Genomic DNA, 21,055 nt, shown 5'->3' on the forward strand with positions numbered 1-21,055 from the left:
TCCACGGCACGCGGCCGGTACGACTTACTCCGGCGCAAAGAACTCGTTGCCGTGCATGTCCACCAGCTCCAGCGCGCGACCACCACCACGGGCCACACAGGTCAGCGGATCGTCGGCCACCTGCACGTGCAGGCCGGTTTCTTCGGAGATCAGGCGATCCATGTCGCGCAGCAGCGCGCCACCGCCGGTCAGCACGATACCGCGCTCGGCGACGTCGGCGCACAGTTCCGGCGGGGTCTGCTCCAGCGCCAGCTTGACCGCGCTGACGATGCCCGACAGCGGCTCGTGCAGGGCTTCCAGCACCTCGTTGGAGTTGATCTTGATCATCTTCGGCACGCCCTCGGCGAGGTTGCGCCCGGAGATTTCCATCTCGATCACCTGGGCCTGCGGGTAGGCACAGCCCAGCTCCACCTTGATCCGCTCGGCGGTGGCTTCACCGATCAGCATGCCGTGGTTGCGACGCACGTAGTTGGTGATCGACTCGTCGAAGCGGTCGCCGCCGATCCGGACCGAGGCCGAATAGACGATGCCGTTCAGCGAGATCACCGCCACTTCGGTGGTGCCGCCGCCGATGTCGATGACCATCGAACCGCGCGCCTCGGTCACCGGCATGCCGGCGCCGATCGCGGCGGCCATGGGCTCTTCGATCAGGAACACGTCACGCGCACCGGCCTCCTCGGCCGATTCCTTGATGGCGCGGCGCTCGACCTGGGTCGAGCCGGCCGGCACGCAGACCAGCACGCGCGGGCTCGGGCGCAGGAAACGCGACTTGTGGACCTTCTTGATGAAGTGCTTGAGCATCGCCTCGGTGTAGGTGAAGTCGGCGATGACGCCGTCCTTCATCGGGCGGATGGTGGTGATATGGCCCGGGGTACGGCCCAGCATCTGCTTGGCCTCGGCGCCTACGGCAGCCACGGAACGGGTACCACCGATGGCACGGTCCTGGCGCACGGCCACGACCGACGGCTCGTTCAGCACGATGCCCTGACCGCGCACGTAGATGAGGGTGTTGGCCGTGCCCAGGTCGATGGACAGGTCATTGGAGAACATGCCACGCAGTTTCTTGAACATCTGGGTGTTGATCCTGAGGGGTGTCGCGCCCAACGCGGGATGGCGAAAAAATGGGCAGAATTCGAGACCGACAAGCCTAGCAATCCCCCTGTGCGCGAGCAAGGACAAATCTGGCCGAAAGCCAGCCTTCACGGCCATTCAGGCGCAATCGGTCCACCCGGGTTCTGGCCCAAACCGCCCTCACCCGTTAACCTTTGCGCCGCAGGGCGCTCACGGGCGCCGTTTCGTTGCCCGCCCGACGGGCCTCAAACTCCTTTCCGCATAGGCCTTAATCGATGTCCGCTTTGATCTGTGGTTCTCTTGCCTTCGACACCATCATGGTGTTCCCGGACCAGTTCAAGAATCACATCCTGCCGGACAAGGTGCACATCCTGAACGTGTCGTTCCTGGTGCCGCGCATGCGTCGTGAATTCGGCGGTTGCGCGGGCAACATCGCCTACAACCTGCACCTGCTGGGCGGCGCGCCGATCCCGATGGGCACGGTGGGTTCGGATTTCGGCCCGTACCGCGAGTATTTCCAGGGCCTGGGCATCGACCTGACCCGGGTCAAGGTGATCGATGAGCTGTTCACGCCACAGGCCTTCATCACCACCGACCACGACAACAACCAGATCACCGCCTTCCACCCGGGCGCGATGATGCGGTCCTACGAGAACCACGTGAAGGACGTGCCGGGCGTGACCCTGGGCCTGGTCGGCCCGGACGGGCGCGAGGGCATGATCCAGAACGCCCAGGAGTTCTTCGACGCCGGCGTTCCGTTCATCTTCGACCCGGGCCAGGCCATGCCGCTGTTCAACGGCCCGGAGCTGCGCACCTTCATCGAGCAGGCCGACTACGTGGTCGTGAACGACTACGAGTCCAACCTGCTGCAGGAGCGCACCGGCTGGGACGAGAAGGCGATCGTGAGCCGGGTCAAGGCCTACATCACCACCCGCGGCCCCAAGGGCGCGGTGATCCACACCCCGGAAAAGACCTTTGACATCCCGCCGGCGCACGAGCGCCGCGTGGTCGACCCGACCGGCTGCGGCGACGCGTTCCGCGCCGGCCTGATCTACGGCATCGAGAAGGGCTACGACTGGCTGACCATCGGCCGCATGGGCAACCTGATGGGCGCGCTGAAGGTCGAGCACCCGGGCACCCAGAACCAGCGCTTCACCTTTGATGAGTTCAATGAGCAGTTCAAGCAGCAATTCGGTTACGCGCTGAGCGTTTGATCGCGTTGCGATCAAACGCTGCCCACGATTGGCCATGGCCAATCGTGGGGCCCAGTTGCATGCCACCTTATCCCCGCGCCGTCGGCGCGCCCCCTTGAACATCAAGGGGGCTTTTCACCCGTCGGGATCACGGTGCTGTTGGGATCACGGGTAGTGCCGGCCGCTGGCCGGGAACCACGGCAACCACGGCAGCCGCAACCCTGGGCGGCCCGCCTGGTTCAGGGCTTGGGCTTCTCCGGCAAGCGGTAGAGCTCTTTTTCGTAGGCCAGCGTGCCCCACATGGCGTGGGCATGCGCGCGCCGCGCCAGTTCCGGGCGCAACGGCTGCGGCTGCAGCTGATCGGTGGCCGGGTCGTAGCGGAAGCCCTGCGCCGGCTTGTCCGGCTGCAGGATGGCGACATCGTTGCCTTCCATCCAGGCCAGATTGCGGTCGTACTGCATCAGCGCACGCCCCGGCTGCAGCCGGCGCGCGTCGGTCAGGTCCTGCCCGACCAGGGGCGTGGGATCGGCAATGCCCAGCAGCGACAACAGCGTCGGCGGCAGGTCGATCTGGCTGACGATGCGGGCATCCCGGCGCGGCGTGATACCGCCCCCGAGGATCAGCCCGGGGATATGGAAGTTGCCGATGGGCACCATGTTTTTGCCGAACACCCGCGAATCGTGGTCGGCCACCACCAGAAACACGGTGTCCTCCCAGTACGGTGACGCCATCGCCTTGCGGAAGAACTCGCCCAGCGCGTAGTCGGCGTACTTGGCGGCATTGTCGCGGGTCTGCTTGGGCTGCTCGTACAGGTCGATGCGACCGTCCGGGAACTCGAACGGATCGTGGTTGCTGGAGGTGAACACCAGGCCGAAGAACGGCGTGTCCTGCGCCTTCAACTGGCGGAACTGCTGGTCGGCCCTGTCGAACAGATCTTCGTCCGAGGCGCCCCAGGAACCGACGAATTTCGGCTTGCGGTAGTCCTTGCGGTCCACGATGCGGGTGAAGCCATTGGCGAGGAAAAACTCGCGCATGTTGTCGAAGTGGCTTTCACCGCCGTAGTAGAAGCCGGTGTCGTAGCCATGCCGGCCCAGCACGTCGGCCAGGGTAAAGAACCGCTGGCGGCTGGCGGGCAGCTTGACCACCGATTCGGCCGGGGTCGGCGGGAACCCGGTCAGTACCGCCTCGATCCCGCGCACCGAACGCGTGCCGGTCGCGTACAGGCGCTCGAATGCCCACCCCTGCTCGCTCAAACGGTCGTAGTTCGGCGACAGCGGCCGCCCGCCGAGGCTGCCGATGAACTGCGCACCCAGGCTTTCTTCCAGCACGATCACCAGGTTGCGCGGCTTGCCCTGATACAGCGGCGGGCGCAGCGCCAGGCTCGGCAACGCGTCGGAGACATACGCCGATGCCGGCAGGCCACTGGTGGCGCGCAGCGTGCTGACCACCTCGGCCAACGGCAGGTCGCCATAGACCCGCGCGGTCTCGCTGCGGGTGGCCAGTTGGCGCGCGGCAAAGCCGACGGTGTACAGCGAATTCAGCGGCAACGCGTTGATGGTCGGGTCGGTCGAAAACGCCACCATCGCCGGATTCAACGGCCGATGCCCGAGGCTGGAACGCACGCCCAGGGCGGCCAGCAGCAGCACCACAAACGCCAACGGCAGCCGCCACAGCCAGCCCGCCTCGACCACGGTCGTCAGGCCGCTGCCCACCCAGCGACGCGAGCCGCGCAGCAACGCCCAGAACAGCACGATCACCGCCGCCACTTCGATCACCACGGCCAGCAGATGCCCGCGCAGCAGCGTCATCCCGACCTCTTTGGGATAGATCAGATATTCCAGGAACAAGCGGTTCGGGCGCAGGCCGTACTCGGCCATGAAGCTTGGCGTGGCCAGTTCCATGAACACCAACAGCACGCTCGCCGCGATCAGCCACCCCCGCAACAGCTGCCGCCACGCGCGGCCCCAGCGGCCCTCCAGCGGCAACAGCAGTGCCAGCACCGCGGGGATGCCGTAGAGCAGGCACAGGGTGGACACGTCGACCCGCACGCCCTGCGCGAACACCGTGGCCCAGCCGTCGGCCGCACTGACCCGTGCGGCATGCCACAGCGCCAGCCCCAGCCGCGACAACGACAGGGCGAGCAGGCCAAACAGGAAGAAGGCGGCAATCGGACACAGACGCCGGTACAGCGACACCCCTACAGCTCGGAGCATGGAAGAAATCCAGAAATGGGACAGCCAAGATCCACTACCCATCCCTGGCAGCGGGCCACACCAGACAACGTGTTACCCGGCACAACCGCCAGCGCGGCGGATACACCGCCGGTTCCGAACAATACAGGGATTTGTGCCGGCGCTGATGCCTCAGCGCCGGTAGTGCTCCAGCACCGCGGCACAATCGGCCAGGTGCCAGCAGGCCATGCCCGGCCACGGGTTGTCCGGGGCGTTGACCAGCAGCGTGCGGGTGCCCGCCGCGCGGCCGCATTCGAGGTCGAAGCGGTAATCGCCGACCATCACCACCTGCGCCGGGTCCACCCGCCAGCGGTGGACGAAATGCAGCAACCCGGCCGGCGAGGGCTTCGGCTCGGCTTCGTCGCGGCCGATGATGTCGTGCTCGGCAAACACATCGCCCAGCCCGATCGCCTCCAGGGTGACCTGGGCCAGGCGGTGCACGTTGCGGGTCAGGATGCCCAGCTTGCAGCCGGCACCGTGCAGCGCGCGTACCAGCGCCACCGCGCCCGTTGCAGGCCGGGAGTCAGCGGCCAGCGCGCGTTCGTGGGCCAGCAGCCAGGCGTGCTTGGCGGTGGCTTCTGCTGCAGGCAGCCCGGCCAGGTGGGTGAGGATGTCGTCCTGCACCGGGATCGCCAGTTCGCGCTTGATCCGCTCGAAATCATGCGCCGCCACGGTCAGGGTGCCGTCCATGTCGAACACCCAGTGGCGGATCGCCGACAGCGGCAGGGCCACCGCCGACTGGCCGGCCATGGTCACTCCCACCACTTGGGCATGCGGCTGGCGTCCACGCCGCCGGTCTCGAACACCGCCGTGCGGGTGCCGCCGGCCTTGACCGGGAACTCGATACTGATCACCTTGGCCTTGCGCGCCAGTTTCCACAGCGCCTTCTGGTCGGTGATGAACATCGCGATGGCTTCGTCGGTATCCGGACGCCAGGCGGCCATCGCGATCGGCTTGCCGTCGTCAACGGTGACCTTGACCTGGCACTTCGGGCAGCGGAAATCGCCTGCCTGCAGCACCAGGTAGGCATGCCGCTTCCACTCGGGGTGGTCGCGGAAGACCAGCTGCACCGGCTTGGCGCCGCTGCCGTCCACGTCCACGCGCTCCTTGCTGTAGATCTGCGCGGACACCTGCATGCCCTTGCTGCCCACCGGAATCTGGTTGTACTGCCACAGCCCCTGCATACGGCGCAGTTCGCGCGCGGTGTCGGCCTTGGTTTTGACCTCGGCGTAGCCCGGTTCGATCCGTGCGGCCACGTCGGTGCCCTTGTACTGGTCCAGCAGCGAGCCGCCATGGATACGCGCGCGCTCCCAGTCCTGCGCGGCCACGGCCATGTCGTACTGCTTGGCCACGCCTTCGGCCTTCTGCTCCAGCTGCGCCTTGGCCGCCGCTGCCGCCTCTTCCTGCGCCTTGCGCTCGGCCTCGGGGTTGCTGCAGGCAGCCAGCGCGAGGGCGCAGGCGGCCACCAGGATCAGTCGTTTCATTGCGTGCTCCGTGTCTTGGGAAATACGCCGGTGGCGTTACCGGTCTACTTTATCGTCTGCTGCGGTGAAGAGCAGCCGGGCATGGCCCGGCTCTACCTGGGGACCAGGAATGTGGGTAGTGCCGAGCCATGCTCGGCAACCACGCGTCGCGCGGAACAGGCCCGGCACCCGCGCAAAAGAAAACGGCGGGTTTCCCCGCCGTTTTCGTTCCACACAGCATCGGCGGTTACTTGCCGGCGCTTGCCTTGTCCAGCATGTCCTGCACCGAGGCGGTGGTGATCGGGTGGTAGCCGGGCTTGGCCTTCTCGAAGGCAGCCTTGGCCAGCACCAGGCCTTCCGGGGTCTTCACCAGTTCGGCGTAGATCGGCAGGATCAGCTTGCGACGGCCGACGCGCTCGATGAACTCCGCCGCCGCTGCATTGGCGTCGGTGTAGCCGCTGCGGATCGCCAGCGGGTACCAGCGCATCGCGATCTCGCCATTGGCGGTGCCGGTGAAGTGGTAGGCCTTGTCCAGCGCAGCCAGCTTGTCCAGCGGCAGGGTCTTGCCCAGGCCGTCGATGAAGTGCACCCATTCCTGGGTGACCCATTCGCCGGTGATCTGCGAATTGGGCAGTTTGTCGCTGCCCTGCCAGGCGATACGCGCGGTATCGACGATGGAGAAGTTGCGCGAACGGGCCTTGGCCGCGAAGGCCGGAATGCCCGGCTCGTCCAGCCATGCCTTCAGCTCGGCATCGGTGACCGCCGTGGGGTTCTTCGGCAGCAGATTCTTCTTCAGGTACGCCACGAACTGGTCGGTGTTCGCGCTCTGGAAGGCATGGTCATCGAACCAGCCGCGCAGGAACGGATCGAAAGTCTCCCGGCCGAAACGCTGTTCCAGGAACTGCAGGAACCACGCGCCCTTGACGTAGGCGACCTGGCTCAGGGCATCGTCGGGGTCACGCTCGGTCAGCGGCGGCAGCGCCAGGGCCTGGTCGGCCGGGCTCTTGTCCTTGATCTCGGCGAGCAGATCGTTCTGGTCGATCTCACGCTCCATCTCGGCCATTTCCTGGCCATACAGCGCCTCGGTGATGCGGCCCTGCACGTAGGTGGTGAAGCCCTCGTTGAGCCAGATGTCCTTCCAGCTGGCGTTGGTCACCAGGTTGCCCGACCAGCTGTGCGCCAGTTCGTGGGCGACTAGCGAGACCAGCGACTTGTCACCGACGATCACGGTCGGGGTGGCGAAGGTCAGGCGCGGGTTTTCCATGCCACCGAACGGGAACGACGGCGGCAGCACCAGCATGTCGTAGCGGCCCCAGCGGTACTCGCCGTACAGCTTCTCGGCGGCGCCGATCATCTTCTCGGTGTCTTCGAATTCCTTGGTCGCCTTGCCGACCATGGTCGGTTCGGCCCAGACGCCGGAGCGGCCGGAGATCGGCTCGAACACCAGGTCGCCGGCGGCGATCGCCAGCAGGTAGGACGGAATCGGCTGCGGCATCTTGAAGGTGTAGTCACCGTCACGTGCGGCCTTGGGATCGTTGTCGGCGCTCATCAGCACCATCACGTCCGGGCGCGAAACCACGTGCGCGCTGTAGGTGAAACGCACGCTCGGGGTGTCCTGCAGCGGCACCCAGGAACGGGCGTGGATGGCCTGCGACTGGCTGAACATGAAGGGCAGCTTCTTGCCCTCCGTCATCGACGGCTCCAGCCACTGCAGGCCCGAGGCGGTCGGTGCGGTGTGGTAGGTGATCTGCACCTTGGCCGGCTGCTGCGGGGCATCGATGCTCAGCTTGCTGCCAAACACCTTGTCCACCGGAGCCAGCACGAACGGCAGCGGCGAGGCCTTGCCATCGGCGCCGATCGCCTCGACCTTCTCCACGCTCAGCTCGCGGGTGTCGAGCACCAGCTGCTTGGCCGCCTTGTCCTTCCACTCCAGGGTGTACAGGGCGGTGCCGCCGATCTGCTTGCTGTCGAAATCCAGCTTCAGATCCAGCGCCAGGTCCTTGATGACCACCTTGTCCGGCTCGGCGTAGGAGCTTTCGTCATGGCTGCGGCTGTCGGCTTTCATGGCGGTGCTGGCCGGTGCGGTAGCGGTGGGCGCGGCGGCCGGGGCCGCAGGTTCTTTGGAGCAGCCGGCAGCCAGCGCCACGGCCAGGGGAATCAACAACAACGAAGATCGCATGAGCGGGACCGATCAGGGTGAAACGACCAGTTTACCCCCTGTCCGGACCCGGCGTAGCGGCACTGCAACATGCCGCGCATTCAGTCGTTCCGGCGCGGCCGGTTCAGATCTTGTACCCGGAGTGGATCGACACGATCCCGCCGGTCAGGTTCTTGTAGTGGCACCGCGCGAAGCCGGCCTCGGTCATCATCGCCTTCAACGGCTCCTGCGCCGGATGCTTGCGGATGCTCTCGGCCAGGTACTGGTAGCTGTCCCCGTCACGGGCGAACAGCTGGCCCAGCTTGGGCAGGATCTTGAACGAGTGGAAATCGTAGATCGGCTTGAACCAGTCCGCGGTGACCTCGGAGAACTCCAGCACGCGCGCCTGGCCGCCCACCTTGAGCACGCGGTACATCTCGCGCAGGCCGGCATCCTTGTCGGTGACGTTGCGCAGGCCGAAGGCGATCGTGACCAGGTCGAAGCTGGCGTCCGGGAACGGCAGCGCCTCGGCGTTGCACTGCACGTACTCCAGGCCCGAGACCAGGCCACGGTTCATCAGGCGGTCGCGGCCGACCGAGAGCATGCCGGCGTTGATGTCGCCCAGCACCACTTCACCGTCCGGACCGACCCGCTCCTTGATCAGCGCGGCGATATCGCCGGTGCCGCCGGCCAGGTCGAGGACGCGGTCACCCGGCTTCACCTGCGCGGTGGCCACGTAGTAGCGCTTCCACGCCCGGTGGATGCCCAGGCTCATCAGGTCGTTCATCAGGTCGTAGCTGCGCGCGACCGAGGTGAACACTTCGCCCACCAGCTTCTGCTTGTCCTTGGCGGCGACATCGCGGAAGCCGAAATGGGTGGTGCCACTCTTGTAGGGGGATTCGCTCATGGGGCGATTATCGCAGCATCGGCGCCGCTGCGGCAGGCCAGGACTGCGACCGGGCGACGCAGCCGGCCCGCGCCGACGGGTGCCGGCGCCGCGGGCGGCCACTATCATGGCGGTCCAGACGTCCACGGAATGCCCATGATCACCACCCCCGACTACGCCGCCCTGCTTGAAACCGCCATCGCCGAAGCCCGCCAGGGCCTGGCCGAGGGCGGCATCCCGATCGGCGCGGCGCTGTACCACAACGATGGCCGCCTGCTCGGCTGCGGCCACAACCGCCGGGTGCAGGAAGGCGACCCGTCCGTGCATGGCGAAACCGATGCGTTCCGCAAGGCCGGCCGCCAGCGCCGCTACCAGGACACCATCATGGTCACCACCCTGGCCCCGTGCTGGTACTGCAGCGGGCTGGTCCGCCAGTTCAACATCGGCACCGTGGTGGTGGGCGAGTCGGTGACGTTCCAGGGCGGCATTGAATGGCTGCGCGAGAACGGCGTGAAGGTGATCGACATGCAGAGCCAGGCCTGCATCGACCTGCTCGGCGGCTTCATCTCGGCCCACCCCGAGGTCTGGAACGAAGACATCGGCGAGTAAGCCACCCTGCGCGGCGCGTTTGCATCATCAAACGCGGCGCACCCGACGCAGCGCCGCGGCATGCGCGCGCTGCGTTCTGAACGCTTCAGTTGCAGACAGCAATGTGAAAGCGTTGTGCTGTCGACGTCTACGCCCGTTAAAGGGCATGGATCACGCGTGGTACTGCACCCCACGCACACGCGGCGCTAACAACGGCGTGCACGCATCTGCCTATGGTTGATGCACAGGGGCCAACAACGTCGAGGTGACGTCATGCACGGCCAGACACGCCGCACCATCGTCGATCCCGCACTGGAAAATGCCTGGAAACAGCTGCAGGCGCAGTACGCGGAATTCCACAACGCCGCACCGTTCTGGAGCGCCTACCAGACCCTGCAGGATGAACTCACACAGGCCCATCCCCACCGGCGCATTGCGCTGTGCAACCAGCTCGCACAACTGGCCGAACGCCTCGGCGTGGTCGAGCACGCGCAGTTGTTGAACGTGCCGCGACCTGAACCCGTCAGGCACGCCCGCCACACCGGCTCTACGCTGCCATGACACTGCATGCACCGCACTTTAAGCACGCTGCGCACATCCCCTCCCCTCATATCGAAGCAACCATGCCTTCCGCCCCGATTTCCATCCCTGCCGTGATCGACGTTGATGCCGAGATCAGCCATTGGCGGCAGCGCCACGCCGAGGGCAATCTCGGACAGGGTTCGTTCGGCCATTACGTGCCGTGGATCAAGTTCGCCTGCGATTCGCTGATCACCCAGCCGCGTGCCAGCGACGAGCAGCGCGATGAGCTGTTCCAGACCCACTACGCGCTGCAGATCATGCCGCGCTTGAGCGAAGAGCAGGCGCGTGTTTTCGTCGACCAGTGCTGGGAACACGTCTACCTGGCCGGCCACCAGGACCAGGCCTCGCGGCCGCGGCTGGTCGCGCACGTCTGAGCGTGTGGCGCGCTGCACGGCGCGTACACGGGGCCGCGCCAATGATGCCTGCCACCCTGGCCATCATTGCCCTGCCCCATGAAGATTCGACGCCTGTTCAACCTGGTCGCCAAGAAGGCGTCCTATGCCGCTGGTACGCCCTGGACGTTCCTGGCCGCGGTGGCCATCGTGATCGTCTGGGGCCTGAGCGGCCCGGTGTTCAAGTTCAACGACACCTGGCAGCTGGTGATCAACACCGGCACCACGATCATCACCTTCCTGATGGTGTTCCTGATCCAGCACAGCCAGAACGCGGACACGGCTGCGATCCAGATCAAGCTCGATGAGCTGATCCGGGTCACCGCCGAGGCCAGCAACGAACTGCTGGACCTGGAAGAGCTGGACGAAGAACGCCTGGAGGAAATCCGCCGCGAATACGAGCGCATGGCGCGCGAGGCCGGTGATGCGCTGGAGCGCGCCCGCGCCTGCCACGGTGACGGAAGCGCCCCGGGCACATGACGTGCCCGAGGCGGTATCGGGATCCGGGCACAGCGTCGCCGCCGCGCCCACGCGTGATCACCCGCGCTCGTGCCAACCGCCGCCCAGCACCTTGTACAGCGCGACCTGGTTGGACTGCTGGGCCAGCTGGGTGCTGACCAGCGACTTGCGCGCGGTATAGGCGGTGCGACGCGCGTCGAGCAGGGTCAGGAAGCTGTCCAGGCCGGCATCGTAGCGGGCCTGCGACAACGTCTGCGCCTGTTCGGCCGCGGCCACCAGTGCCTGCTGCGAGGCCAGCTGTGCATCCAGGCTGTCGTTGAGCGCCAGTGCATCGGCGGACTCGCGGAAGCCGGACTGGATCGCCTTTTCGTACCTGGCCAGCGCGATGTCACGGTCGGCGGTGGCCATGCCCAGGTTCGCGCGCAGCTTGCCGCCCTGGAAGATCGGCAGGTTGAGCTTCGGCACGAAGCTCCACACACGGGTGCCGCTGTCGAACAGGTTCGACAGTTCCGACGACGCCGATCCCACGCTGCCGGTCAGGCTGATCGAGGGGAAGAACGCCGCACGCGCCGCGCCGATGTTGGCATTGGCCGACAACAGCACATGCTCGGCGGCCATCACGTCCGGGCGCCGCAGCAGCACATCGCCCGGCACGCCGCCCGGCAGCGGCCGCAGCGCGGCCACGTCGGTGACTTCGGCAGCCGGCAGCAGCGCCGCATCCACCGGGCCACCGGCCAACAACACCAGCGCGTTGCGGTCCTGTGCAACCTGCCCGGCGAAGCGCGCCGCATCGGTGCGCGCGGTTTCCACCAGGGTGCGGGTCTGGCTCAGTTCCAGCGAGGAGGCGCCGCCGAGCTGTTGGCGGGCCTCGGTCAGGCGCAGCGAGTCCTCATAGGTCGCCAGCGTGGCCTGCGCGATCCGCAGCTGCTCCTGGTCCGCGCCCAGCGTCAGCCAGGCATTGGCCACTTCGGCCACCAGGCTCAACTGCGCGCTGCGCCGGTTGGCGGCCTCGGCAAAGTACTGCTGCAGCGCGGCCTGGCTGAGGTTGCGCACGCGTCCGAACAGGTCCAGCTCGAACTCGACCACGCCCAGATTCGCACTGAACTGCTCGGTCACCGGCGCATCGCCACCGCTGCGGGTCATCTGACCCTGCGCGGCAATCGATGGCACGCGGTCGGCGCGCTGGATGCGGTACTGCGCACGGGCGCGTTCAACATTGAGCACGGCCACGCGCAGGTCGCGGTTGTTCTCCAGCGACTGTTCGATCACCGACTGCAGGCGCGGGTCGGTGAAGAAATCGCGCCAGCCGATGTCCGCCACCTCCACGGTGGCGGCATCGGTGCGGGCGGTGGTCGCCGGCCACTGCGCCGGGATCGCCGGGGCGACCTCGGTGCTGCGCGGCACCAGCGTGGCACAGCCGGACAGGGCCAGGCTGATGGCCAGCGCGAGGCTGGCGGTCAAGGGCTTATGCATCGGAGCCTCCGGCGTTCTTGCCGTACTTCTTGCGATTGAACACGCGTTGCACCACCACGAAGAACAGCGGGATGAAGAACAACCCGAGCAACGTGCCCACCACCATGCCGCCGAGCACGCCGGTACCAATCGCACGCTGCGCACCGGAACCGGCGCCGGAGGCGATGGCCAGCGGCAACACACCCAGGCCGAACGCCAGCGAGGTCATGATGATCGGACGCAGGCGGTCGCGGACGGCATGCATGGTGGCCTCGATCAGGCCCACGCCCTTCTCCAGGTTTTCCTTGGCGAACTCCACGATCAGGATCGCGTTCTTGCTGGTCAGACCCACCGTGGTCAGCATCGCCACCTGGAAGTAGATGTCGCGCTCCATGCCCCGCATGGTGTTGGCCAGCACCGCGCCGAGGATGCCCAACGGGGCCACCAGCAGCACCGAGGTCGGCACGCTCCAGCTTTCATACAGCGCAGCAAGGCACAGGAACACGATCAGCAGCGACAGCGTGTACAGCAGCGGCGTCTGCGAACCGGCCTGGCGTTCCTGGTAGGACAGCGCGGTCCATTCGATCTCGTAGCCGGGCGGCAGATCCTTGGCCAGGCGTTCGATTTCAATCATGGCGTCGCCCGAGGCCACGCCCGGGGCGGGCTCACCCTGGATTTCCATCGCCGACACGCCGTTGTAGCGCTCCAGGCGCGGCGAGCCGTAGTCCCAATGCTTGGAGGCAAAGGCACTGAACGGCACCATCTCGCCCTTGGCGTTCTTCACCGACCAGACATTGAAATCGTCCGGGTTCATGCGGAAGTCGGCGTCGGACTGCACGTACACGCGCTTGACGCGGCCACGGTCGATGAAGTCATCGATGTAGCTGCTGCCCCACGCGGTGGCCAGGGTGTTGTTGATCGAGGCGACCGACAGACCCAGCGCGTTGGCCTTTTCCACGTCCACGTCGATGCGCAGCTGCGGGGTATCTTCCTGCCCGTTGGGACGCACATTGGCCAGCAGCTTGCTCTGCCCGGCGCCGCCGAGCAGCTGGTTGCGCGCATTGAGCAGGGCGTCGTGGCCCTGGCCGCTGTTGTCCTTCAGGAAGAAGGTGAAGCCCGAACCGATGCCCAGCTCCGGCATGGCCGGCGGCGGGAAGGCGAAGATGAAGGCGTCCTTGATCTGGCCCAGGGCCCCCATCGCACGGCCGGTGATCGGGCCCACGCCCTGGTCGGCGCTACGCTCCTTCCAGTCCTTGAGCTTGATGAAGGCCATACCGGCGTTCTGGCCCATACCGGCAAAGCTGAAGCCCTGCACCGCGAACACCGATTCGACCGCTTCGGTTTCATTGTTGAGGAAGTGGTCTTCCAGCTTGCCCATCGCTTCGAGCGTGCGCTCCTGGGTAGCGCCGACCGGGGTCTGCACCAGCGCCATCAGGATGCCCTGGTCTTCATTGGGCAGGAACGAACTGGGCAGGCGCATGAACAGCAGGCCCATCACCACCGCCAATGCGGCGAAGATCGACATGAAACGCCACGGCCGGGCCAGGATGCCCTTGACGCCGCGCTGGTAGGTTTCGCTGGAACGGTCGAAGCCACGGTTGAAACCGTTGAAGAAACGGCCCGACCAGCCCTTGTGCGCCACGTGGTGCTCGCCCTTCTTGAGCGGCTTGAGCATGGTGGCGCACAGCGCCGGGGTCAGCACGATGGCGACCAGCACCGACAAGGCCATCGCCGAGACGATCGTCGCCGAGAACTGCCGGTAGATCACGCCGGTGGAGCCGCTCATGAAGGCCATCGGCACGAACACCGCCGACAGCACCAGGCCGATACCCACCAGCGCACCGGTGATCTGCCCCATCGACTTGCGGGTGGCTTCCAGTGGCGAGAGCCCTTCCTCGGACATGATGCGTTCGACATTCTCCACCACCACGATGGCGTCATCCACCAGCAGGCCGATCGCCAGCACCATGGCGAACATGGTGAGCATGTTGATCGAGAAGCCCAGCGCGGCCAGGATGCCGAAGGTGCCCAGCAGCACCACCGGTACCGCGATCGTGGGGATCAAGGTGGCGCGGAAGTTCTGCAGGAACAGGTACATCACCACGAACACCAGCACGATCGCTTCGATCAGCGTCTTGATCACGCCCTTGATCGAGACCTGCACGAACGGGGTGGTGTCATACGGCACCACCGATTCCAGCCCGGCCGGGAAGTTCGGCTTCATTTCGTCCAGCGCCGCGCGTACGCCGTTGGCGGTGGCCAGCGCGTTGGCGCCGGTGGCCAGGGTGATGGCGATACCCGTGGAGGGCTTGCCGTTGTAGCGGGTGACGAAGTCGTAGCTTTCCGCACCCAGCTCCACGCGGGCGACATCGCCCAGGCGCAGCTCGCTGCCGTCGGTGCCACCGCGGACGAGGATGTTGCGGAACTGTTCCGGGGTCTGCAGGCGGCTCTGCGCGTTGATGGTGGCGTTGAGCTGCTGGCCCTTGATCGACGGCGCACCGCCGAGCTGGCCGATGGCGACCTGCGCGTTCTGCGCGGTCACCGCCGCGGTCACTTCATCCACCGACAGCTTGTAGGTGTGCAGCTTGTTGGGGTCCAGCCAGATGCGCATGGCGTACTTGCCACCGAACACCTGGATGTTGCCCACGCCCGGCACGCGGCTCAGCGTGTCCACGACATTGGAGCCGACGAAGTCGGAGATGTCGTTGGCATCCATGCTGTTGTTGTTGGAGACAAAGCCGATCACCTGCAGGAAGCCGCTGCTCGACTTGGCCACGTTGATGCCCTGGCGCTGCACTTCCTGCGGCAGCAGCGGGGTGGCCAGCTGCAGCTTGTTCTGCACCTGCACCTGGGCGATGTCCGGATTGGTCCCGCTCTCGAAGGTGAGGGTGATGGTGGCCTGGCCATTGGCCGAGCTGTTGGAGGAGAAATAGATCAGGCCATCGATGCCCTTCATGTTCTGCTCGATGATCTGGGTCACCGAGTCCTCCACCACCTTGGCCGACGCACCCGGGTAGGTGGCGCTGATTTCGACCGCGGGCGGTGCCACTTCCGGGTACATCGAGACGGGGAGCTTCACCACGGCCAGCGCACCGGCAAGCATGATGATGATCGCGATCACCCACGCAAAGATGGGGCGATCAATGAAATAACGAGCCATTGGATTCTCCGCTTACTGCTTGTCGGCCGGGGCCGCCGGCGCGGCCGGCTTGGCCGGCGCGGCGCCCATCTCGGTGGCCTGCACGGGCATGCCCGGCTGGATCTTCTGCAGGCCTTCGACGATGACCTTGTCGCCGGCCTTCAAGCCGTCCTCGACCAGCCACTTGTTGCCGACCGCACGACTGACCTTGACCGGGCGCACTTCCACCTTGTTGTCCTTGCCGACCACCATGGCGCTGGTATCGCCCTTGGGATCGCGCGCGATGCCCTGCATCGGCACCAGGATGCCGTTCTCGCGCACGCCGCTGCCGACCTGCGCGCGCACGTACATGCCGGGCATCAGGATCTGGTCGGGGTTGTCGACCTTGACCCGCAGCGCGTAGCTGCCGGTGGTGGGATCGACGCTGACTTCGGAGAACTCCAGCGTGCCCTTGTGGCTGAACTCGGTGCCGTCGTCGAGCAGGATGGTGACCGGCAGGGTCTGGTTGTCCTGCAGGCGGCCGGCGGCCAGCTCGCGGCGCATCTGCAGCAGTTCGCTGGCCGACTGGGTCAGATCGACATAGATCGGGTTGAGCTGCTGCACGGTGGCCAGCGCATCGGCCTGGCCGGCACTGACCAGCGCGCCCTGGGTGACCGAGGACTTGCCGATACGGCCACTGATCGGGGCGGTGATGCGGGCATAGCCGAGGGTGACGTTGGCGGCATCCAGCGCGGCCTTGGCAGCACCGACATCGGCGTCGGCCTGCTTCTGCGCGGCCACCGCGTTCTCCAGGTCCTGCTTGCTGACCGCGTCGACCTTGGCCAGTTCGGTGATGCGCCTGGCGCTCAGGCGCGCGGCGTTGGCGGTGGCTTCGGCGCGGGCCAACTGGGCGCGGGCGCTGTTGGCCTGGGCGCGGTAGCTGGCGTCGTCGAGCTGATACAGCGGCTGCCCGGCGGTGACCAGGCCACCTTCGGTGAACACGCGCTTGGCGACGATGCCACTGACCTGCGGGCGCACTTCGGCGACCAGGAAGGCATTGGTGCGGCCGGGCAGTTCGCGGGTCAGGCCCACCTGCTCGGCCTTCAGGGTGGCCACGGTGACCTGGCCGGGCCCGCCCTGCGGACCCTCCTGCTCACCACCGCCACAGGCGGACACAGTCAGGGCAATCGCCAGGGACAGCGCGAGGAGACGGTACGGGGTTCGGGACATGGTGGGAGGGCTCGCAGCAGACAAAGAAGGGGCGTCCGCCCGGGTGTTTCTCGCTGAAAGTGCGAGAAAAACACGCAAAAGGACGACAAAAGACAGCAAAACAGAGGCCAAGAGGCAAACCGCGCGCAGCGGCGGCCCACCCCCAGGATCCGTGGGGCGCAAATATACATACATGCATGTTTGTTTGTAAAGCGGTACAATTCAGGTCGGTTTCATCCAGCAACTGCACAACGCAATGGCCAGAAAGACCAAAGAAGAGGCGCAGGCCACCCGCGAGGGCATCCTCGACGCGGCCCAGGCCTGTTTCCATGAATTCGGGGTTGCCGGCACCAGCCTGGCGATGATCGGCGCCCGTGCCGGCTATACCCGCGGGGCGGTGTACTGGCATTTCAAGAACAAGACCGAAGTGCTCACGGCGATGATCGAGCGCGAGCGCGTGCCGTTCATCGAGCGGCTGCGCCGGGCCACGTCCTCCAAGCGCACCACCCCGGTACTGGACCTGCGCTCGGCACTGCTGGTATCGCTGCAGGAGCTGGCCGAGGACGAAGGGCTGCGCAAACTGATGGAAATCATGCTGCGCAACGACCTGTCGGCCGAGAGCCAGGCCATGCAGAAGCTGCAGCGCGAAGCCTCGCGCGAGGAGCTGGCGATCATCGCCGGGGCCTTCCAGCGCGCGCGCGAACTGGGCCAGCTGCGCGACAACGTGGATGTGGATACGGTGTCGCGGATCGTCAGCACCAGCCTGACCGGCGTGCTGTACAGCTCGATGCTGGAGCCGGACCTGTTCGACCTCACGCGCGACAGCGCCGAAACCCTGGATGCCATCTTCAGCGCGTTCGTGCTGCCTGGTGTATTCACCCCGGGCGCGGCGCCGACGGCATTGCCGACGGACGACGAGGTTTAAGCGCGCGGTGCGGCCTCTGCGCCGCTGCGCCGGGTAGAGCCATGCCATGCATGGCTGCTCTTCGTTCCGAAATCATGAACCCCTGACGCAGGTCTTGGTTCCGGCATTGCGCGTGGTGCGGCATCTGCGCGGCTGCGCCGCGATAGCCACGCATGGCGTGGCTCTACCTGTGTGCGTATGGCGACACAACAAAAAAAGGCGGCAGCACCTGCGTGCCACCGCCTTCCTACCACCCGATCGTTGCCGCGCGTTACAGGATGTAACGGCTCAAATCCGGATCCTTCACCAGCTCGCCCAGGTGCGCATCTACGTACGCCTGGTCGATGCTGATCGTTTCACCATCACGGTCCGGTGCCTCGTAGCTGAGGGTATCCAGCAACCGCTCCAGCACCGTGTGCAGACGACGCGCACCAATGTTCTCCTGGCGCTCGTTGACCTGGAAGGCGATCTCCGCCAGACGGTCCACGGCGTCGTCGGTGAACTTCATCGACACGCCCTCCGTCTGCAGCAACGCCTCGTACTGCTTGGTCAGCGCCGCCTTCGGCTCGGTCAGGATCCGCACGAAATCATTCTTGCTCAGCGCCCCCAGCTCCACCCGGATCGGGAAGCGACCCTGCAGCTCTGGAATCAGGTCGCTGGGCTTGGCCAGATGGAACGCGCCGGAAGCAATGAACAGAATATGGTCGGTCTTGATCGTGCCGTACTTGGTCGACACGTTCGAGCCTTCCACCAACGGCAGCAGATCACGCTGTACGCCTTCGCGCGACACATCGCCGCCGCCTACGTTGTCACCGCGCTTGGCCACCTTGTCGATCTCGTCGATGAACACGATGCCATGCTGTTCGCAGGCCTCGATCGCCGCGGTGCGGATATCTTCCTCGTTGACCAGCTTGCCGGCTTCTTCTTCCACCAGCAGCGGACGTGCCGCCTTGATCGTCAGCGTGCGCTTGTGCGCCTTCGCGCCGCCGCCGAGGTTGGCGAACATCGACTTCAGCTGCTGGCCCATTTCTTCCATGCCCGGCGGGGTCATGATGTCCATGCTGACGTTGGCGGTCAGGTCCAGCTCGATCTCACGCTCGTCCAGCTCGCCGTTGCGCAGCATGCGGCGGAACTTGATCCGGGTTTCATTGTCCTGCGACGACGGCTCGTTGCGTGCGGCCTCCGGATCGAAACCGATGCCGCCGCTGCGGCGCGGCAACAGCGCATCCAGGATGCGGTCTTCGGCGCGTTCCTCGGCCTGGTTGCGCACGCGCACCTTGGCCTGCTCGCGGTACAGCTTCACCGCCGTATCGGCCAGGTCACGGATGATCTGTTCCACGTCCTTGCCGACGTAGCCGACCTCGGTGAACCGGGTCGCTTCAACCTTCACGAACGGTGCGTTGGCCAGCGTGGCCAGACGGCGCGCGATCTCGGTCTTGCCGACACCGGTCGGGCCGATCATCAGGATGTTCTTGGGCATCACTTCGTTGCGCAGCTCGGCCGGCAGCTGCATGCGCCGCCAGCGGTTGCGCAACGCGATCGCCACCGCGCGCTTGGCGTCATGCTGGCCGACGATGTGGCGGTCCAGCTCCTGCACGATCTCGCGCGGGGTCATGGTGGCGGAGGAGACTTCGATCTTGTGCGGCATGGGTGTGCTCACGAGTGAATGTGGTGTGTCGCGGTTGCCGGCCAGCGGCCGGCACTACGCCATGTTTCAGGTTGCAAAGCCCCCTGAACCCGGTAGTGCCGGCCGTTGGCCGGCAACCACGCATCTGCGTCAGGGTTCATGGGGTTGCCGGCCAGCGGCCGGCACTACAGAGCTGTAGCGCCGTGCGCTACAGCTCTTCAACCACCACGTTGCGATTGGTATAGATGCAGATGTCGCCGGCGATGTTGATCGACTCCATGGCGATGGTGCGAGCGTCCAGTTCGGTGTGTGCCATCAGCGCGCGCGCTGCCGACAACGCATACGAACCACCGGAGCCGATCGCGATGATGCCGTCCTCCGGCTCGATCACATCGCCGGTCCCGCTGATGATCAGCGAGGTGTCCTTGTCGGCTACCGCAAGCAGCGCCTCGAGCTTGCCCAGGCGGCGCTCGGTGCGCCAATCCTTGGCCAGCTCCACCGCGGCGCGCTGCAGCTGGCCGTGCTTTTCGAGTTTGGCTTCAAACAGTTCGAACAGGGTGAAGGCGTCGGCGGCGGCACCGGCAAAACCGGCCAGCACCTGGCCCTCACGGCCCAACCGGCGCACCTTGCGGGCATTGCCCTTCATCACCGTGTGGCCGAGCGTGACCTGGCCATCGCCGGCAACGGCGACATGCCCGTTGCGCCGCACCGAGATGATGGTGGTGGCGTGGAATACGTTGGGATTCTGACTGGGGTCCATGGAGCCTCCGGGGTGACAAGAACTGAGGTGGGGTCGTTGCCGAAGGCTTCAACCCACCCCGCCCTGCGGCCGGGTGACGCAGCGGATCGATTCAGCTTTCGTTGCTGCTCTTGCGCCGTTTGGCGCGCGGGTGCGCGGCGTCGTAGACCTTGGCCAGGTGCTGAAAATCCAGGTGGGTGTAGATCTGGGTGGTGGCGATATCGGCATGGCCGAGCAGTTCCTGCACGCCGCGCAGGTCCCCGGAAGATTCCAGGATGTGGCTGGCGAAACTGTGCCGCAGCATGTGCGGGTGCACATGTTTGAACAGGCCCTGGCGCTGGGCCAGCTGACGGATGCGGATCTGGATCGCCCGCTGGGTGATCGGGCCACCCTTGCGCCCGGGAAACACCGGCTGCGCGTCGCCGCCGCCACTCTCGGCACGCCAGCCCAGCAGCGCGGTGCGCGCATGCGAGCCGAACGGCACGCGGCGCTCGCGGTTGCCCTTGCCCAGTACGTTGACCAGGCCGGTAGCGAAATCCAGGTCGCGCCAGATCAGCGCGCACAGCTCGCTCAAACGCAGCCCGGAGGAATAGAACAGTTCCAGCAGCGCGCGATCGCGCAGCCCCAGCGGCGCGTCGGTGGGCAGCTCCACCAGCTGCACCGCTTCGTCGGCATCAAGGACCTGCGGCAGCTTGCGCGGTGCCTTGGGCGCCTTCAATCCCGCAGCGGGGCTCGTCGCGATGCGCTGGTGCTTGAGCAACCAGGCGTAGAAACTGCGGCAGGCCGACAGGCGCCGCTGCAGCGATGTCGGCGAGAGCCCGCGACGGTGCTCGGCGGCGATGAACTGGCGCAGCTGATCGCTGGCCAACGCATCCAGCGCGATGCCCTGCGGCTCGGCCCAGGCGGTGAGTGCGTCGAGGTCGCGGCGGTACGCATCCAGGGTGTGCACCGACATCCGGCGCTCCACCTGCAGGTAGGCGAGAAATTCCTGTACGGCGCTCATG

General features: G+C 66.2%; 18 protein-coding genes. 6 read left to right on the top strand and 12 right to left on the bottom strand.

The window, feature by feature from the left end:
• Positions 1 to 24 precede the first annotated feature (24 nt).
• Positions 25 to 1,071 (bottom strand): rod shape-determining protein, encoded by a 1,047-nt coding sequence (locus AC3IPM_RS16515; protein ID WP_489292380.1) that lies wholly within the window; start codon positions 1,069 to 1,071, stop codon positions 25 to 27.
• Between the two features lie 275 nt (positions 1,072 to 1,346).
• On the opposite strand from AC3IPM_RS16515, the gene AC3IPM_RS16520 reads away from it, so the two are divergent.
• Positions 1,347 to 2,285: a carbohydrate kinase family protein gene (locus AC3IPM_RS16520; RefSeq protein ID WP_489301289.1), complete on the top strand. Its 939-nt coding sequence runs from the start codon at positions 1,347 to 1,349 to the stop codon at positions 2,283 to 2,285.
• 218 nt (positions 2,286 to 2,503) lie between these two features.
• Here AC3IPM_RS16520 and AC3IPM_RS16525 read toward each other — a convergent pair whose 3' ends face one another.
• The 5 genes from AC3IPM_RS16525 to ubiE all read right to left on the bottom strand — a co-directional run bounded on the left by AC3IPM_RS16525 (position 2,504) and on the right by ubiE (position 9,002).
• A complete protein-coding gene (locus AC3IPM_RS16525; RefSeq protein ID WP_489301291.1) occupies positions 2,504 to 4,477 on the bottom strand; it encodes an LTA synthase family protein in 1,974 nt (657 codons plus the stop codon).
• A gap of 150 nt (positions 4,478 to 4,627) precedes the next feature.
• Positions 4,628 to 5,245 carry an HAD family hydrolase gene (locus tag AC3IPM_RS16530; protein WP_489301293.1) on the bottom strand — a complete coding sequence of 206 codons (618 nt, stop codon included), beginning with the start codon at positions 5,243 to 5,245 and terminating at the stop codon, positions 4,628 to 4,630.
• Positions 5,246 to 5,247: 2 nt separating this feature from the next.
• A complete protein-coding gene (locus tag AC3IPM_RS16535) occupies positions 5,248 to 5,979 on the bottom strand; it encodes a hypothetical protein (RefSeq protein ID WP_489301295.1) in 732 nt (243 codons plus the stop codon).
• A 226-nt stretch (positions 5,980 to 6,205) separates the two neighbouring features.
• Positions 6,206 to 8,137, bottom strand: coding sequence for a M1 family metallopeptidase (locus AC3IPM_RS16540; RefSeq protein ID WP_489301297.1), 1,932 nt, complete (start codon positions 8,135 to 8,137; stop codon positions 6,206 to 6,208).
• A gap of 103 nt (positions 8,138 to 8,240) precedes the next feature.
• Positions 8,241 to 9,002, bottom strand: a complete 762-nt coding sequence (ubiE, locus tag AC3IPM_RS16545; RefSeq protein ID WP_489301299.1) for a bifunctional demethylmenaquinone methyltransferase/2-methoxy-6-polyprenyl-1,4-benzoquinol methylase UbiE — start codon at positions 9,000 to 9,002, stop codon at positions 8,241 to 8,243.
• A 135-nt stretch (positions 9,003 to 9,137) separates the two neighbouring features.
• Here ubiE and AC3IPM_RS16550 point away from each other — a divergent pair, with 135 nt between their 5' ends.
• From AC3IPM_RS16550 to AC3IPM_RS16565, 4 genes are all read left to right on the top strand, one after another.
• Complete coding sequence (locus AC3IPM_RS16550) at positions 9,138 to 9,590, top strand: nucleoside deaminase (RefSeq protein WP_019186053.1); 453 nt, start codon at positions 9,138 to 9,140, stop codon at positions 9,588 to 9,590.
• A 252-nt stretch (positions 9,591 to 9,842) separates the two neighbouring features.
• On the top strand, positions 9,843 to 10,130 hold the full coding sequence (locus AC3IPM_RS16555) for a hypothetical protein (protein WP_489301301.1): 288 nt from the start codon (positions 9,843 to 9,845) through the stop codon (positions 10,128 to 10,130).
• Positions 10,131 to 10,192: 62 nt separating this feature from the next.
• Complete coding sequence (locus AC3IPM_RS16560) at positions 10,193 to 10,525, top strand: hypothetical protein (protein WP_489301303.1); 333 nt, start codon at positions 10,193 to 10,195, stop codon at positions 10,523 to 10,525.
• A gap of 78 nt (positions 10,526 to 10,603) precedes the next feature.
• Complete coding sequence (locus AC3IPM_RS16565) at positions 10,604 to 11,023, top strand: low affinity iron permease family protein (protein WP_489301305.1); 420 nt, start codon at positions 10,604 to 10,606, stop codon at positions 11,021 to 11,023.
• A 57-nt stretch (positions 11,024 to 11,080) separates the two neighbouring features.
• Here the strand turns inward: AC3IPM_RS16565 and AC3IPM_RS16570 are convergent, their stop codons facing one another.
• The 3 genes from AC3IPM_RS16570 to smeD are packed head-to-tail and all read right to left on the bottom strand — an operon-like array spanning position 11,081 to position 16,802.
• A complete protein-coding gene (locus AC3IPM_RS16570) occupies positions 11,081 to 12,475 on the bottom strand; it encodes an efflux transporter outer membrane subunit (RefSeq protein WP_489301307.1) in 1,395 nt (464 codons plus the stop codon).
• Positions 12,468 to 15,614 (bottom strand): multidrug efflux RND transporter permease subunit SmeE, encoded by a 3,147-nt coding sequence (smeE, locus tag AC3IPM_RS16575; RefSeq protein WP_489301309.1) that lies wholly within the window; start codon positions 15,612 to 15,614, stop codon positions 12,468 to 12,470. Before smeE ends, AC3IPM_RS16570 begins: the two co-directional genes overlap by 8 nt.
• A gap of 12 nt (positions 15,615 to 15,626) precedes the next feature.
• Positions 15,627 to 16,802, bottom strand: a complete 1,176-nt coding sequence (gene smeD / locus AC3IPM_RS16580) for a multidrug efflux RND transporter periplasmic adaptor subunit SmeD (protein ID WP_489301311.1) — start codon at positions 16,800 to 16,802, stop codon at positions 15,627 to 15,629.
• Positions 16,803 to 17,037: 235 nt separating this feature from the next.
• Here smeD and AC3IPM_RS16585 point away from each other — a divergent pair, with 235 nt between their 5' ends.
• Positions 17,038 to 17,706, top strand: a complete 669-nt coding sequence (locus AC3IPM_RS16585) for a TetR family transcriptional regulator (protein ID WP_489301313.1) — start codon at positions 17,038 to 17,040, stop codon at positions 17,704 to 17,706.
• A gap of 250 nt (positions 17,707 to 17,956) precedes the next feature.
• Here AC3IPM_RS16585 and hslU read toward each other — a convergent pair whose 3' ends face one another.
• The 3 genes from hslU to xerC all read right to left on the bottom strand — a co-directional run bounded on the left by hslU (position 17,957) and on the right by xerC (position 21,054).
• Positions 17,957 to 19,333 (bottom strand): ATP-dependent protease ATPase subunit HslU, encoded by a 1,377-nt coding sequence (gene hslU, locus AC3IPM_RS16590; protein WP_489301315.1) that lies wholly within the window; start codon positions 19,331 to 19,333, stop codon positions 17,957 to 17,959.
• A gap of 187 nt (positions 19,334 to 19,520) precedes the next feature.
• Entirely contained in the window at positions 19,521 to 20,072 is a 552-nt protein-coding gene (gene hslV, locus AC3IPM_RS16595) for an ATP-dependent protease subunit HslV (protein WP_489301317.1), read from the bottom strand.
• Between the two features lie 91 nt (positions 20,073 to 20,163).
• Entirely contained in the window at positions 20,164 to 21,054 is an 891-nt protein-coding gene (gene xerC, locus AC3IPM_RS16600; RefSeq protein WP_489301319.1) for a tyrosine recombinase XerC, read from the bottom strand.
• Between the last annotated feature and the right edge of the window lies 1 nt (position 21,055).

It is taken from the genome of Stenotrophomonas sp. GL_111 (assembly GCF_057835245.1).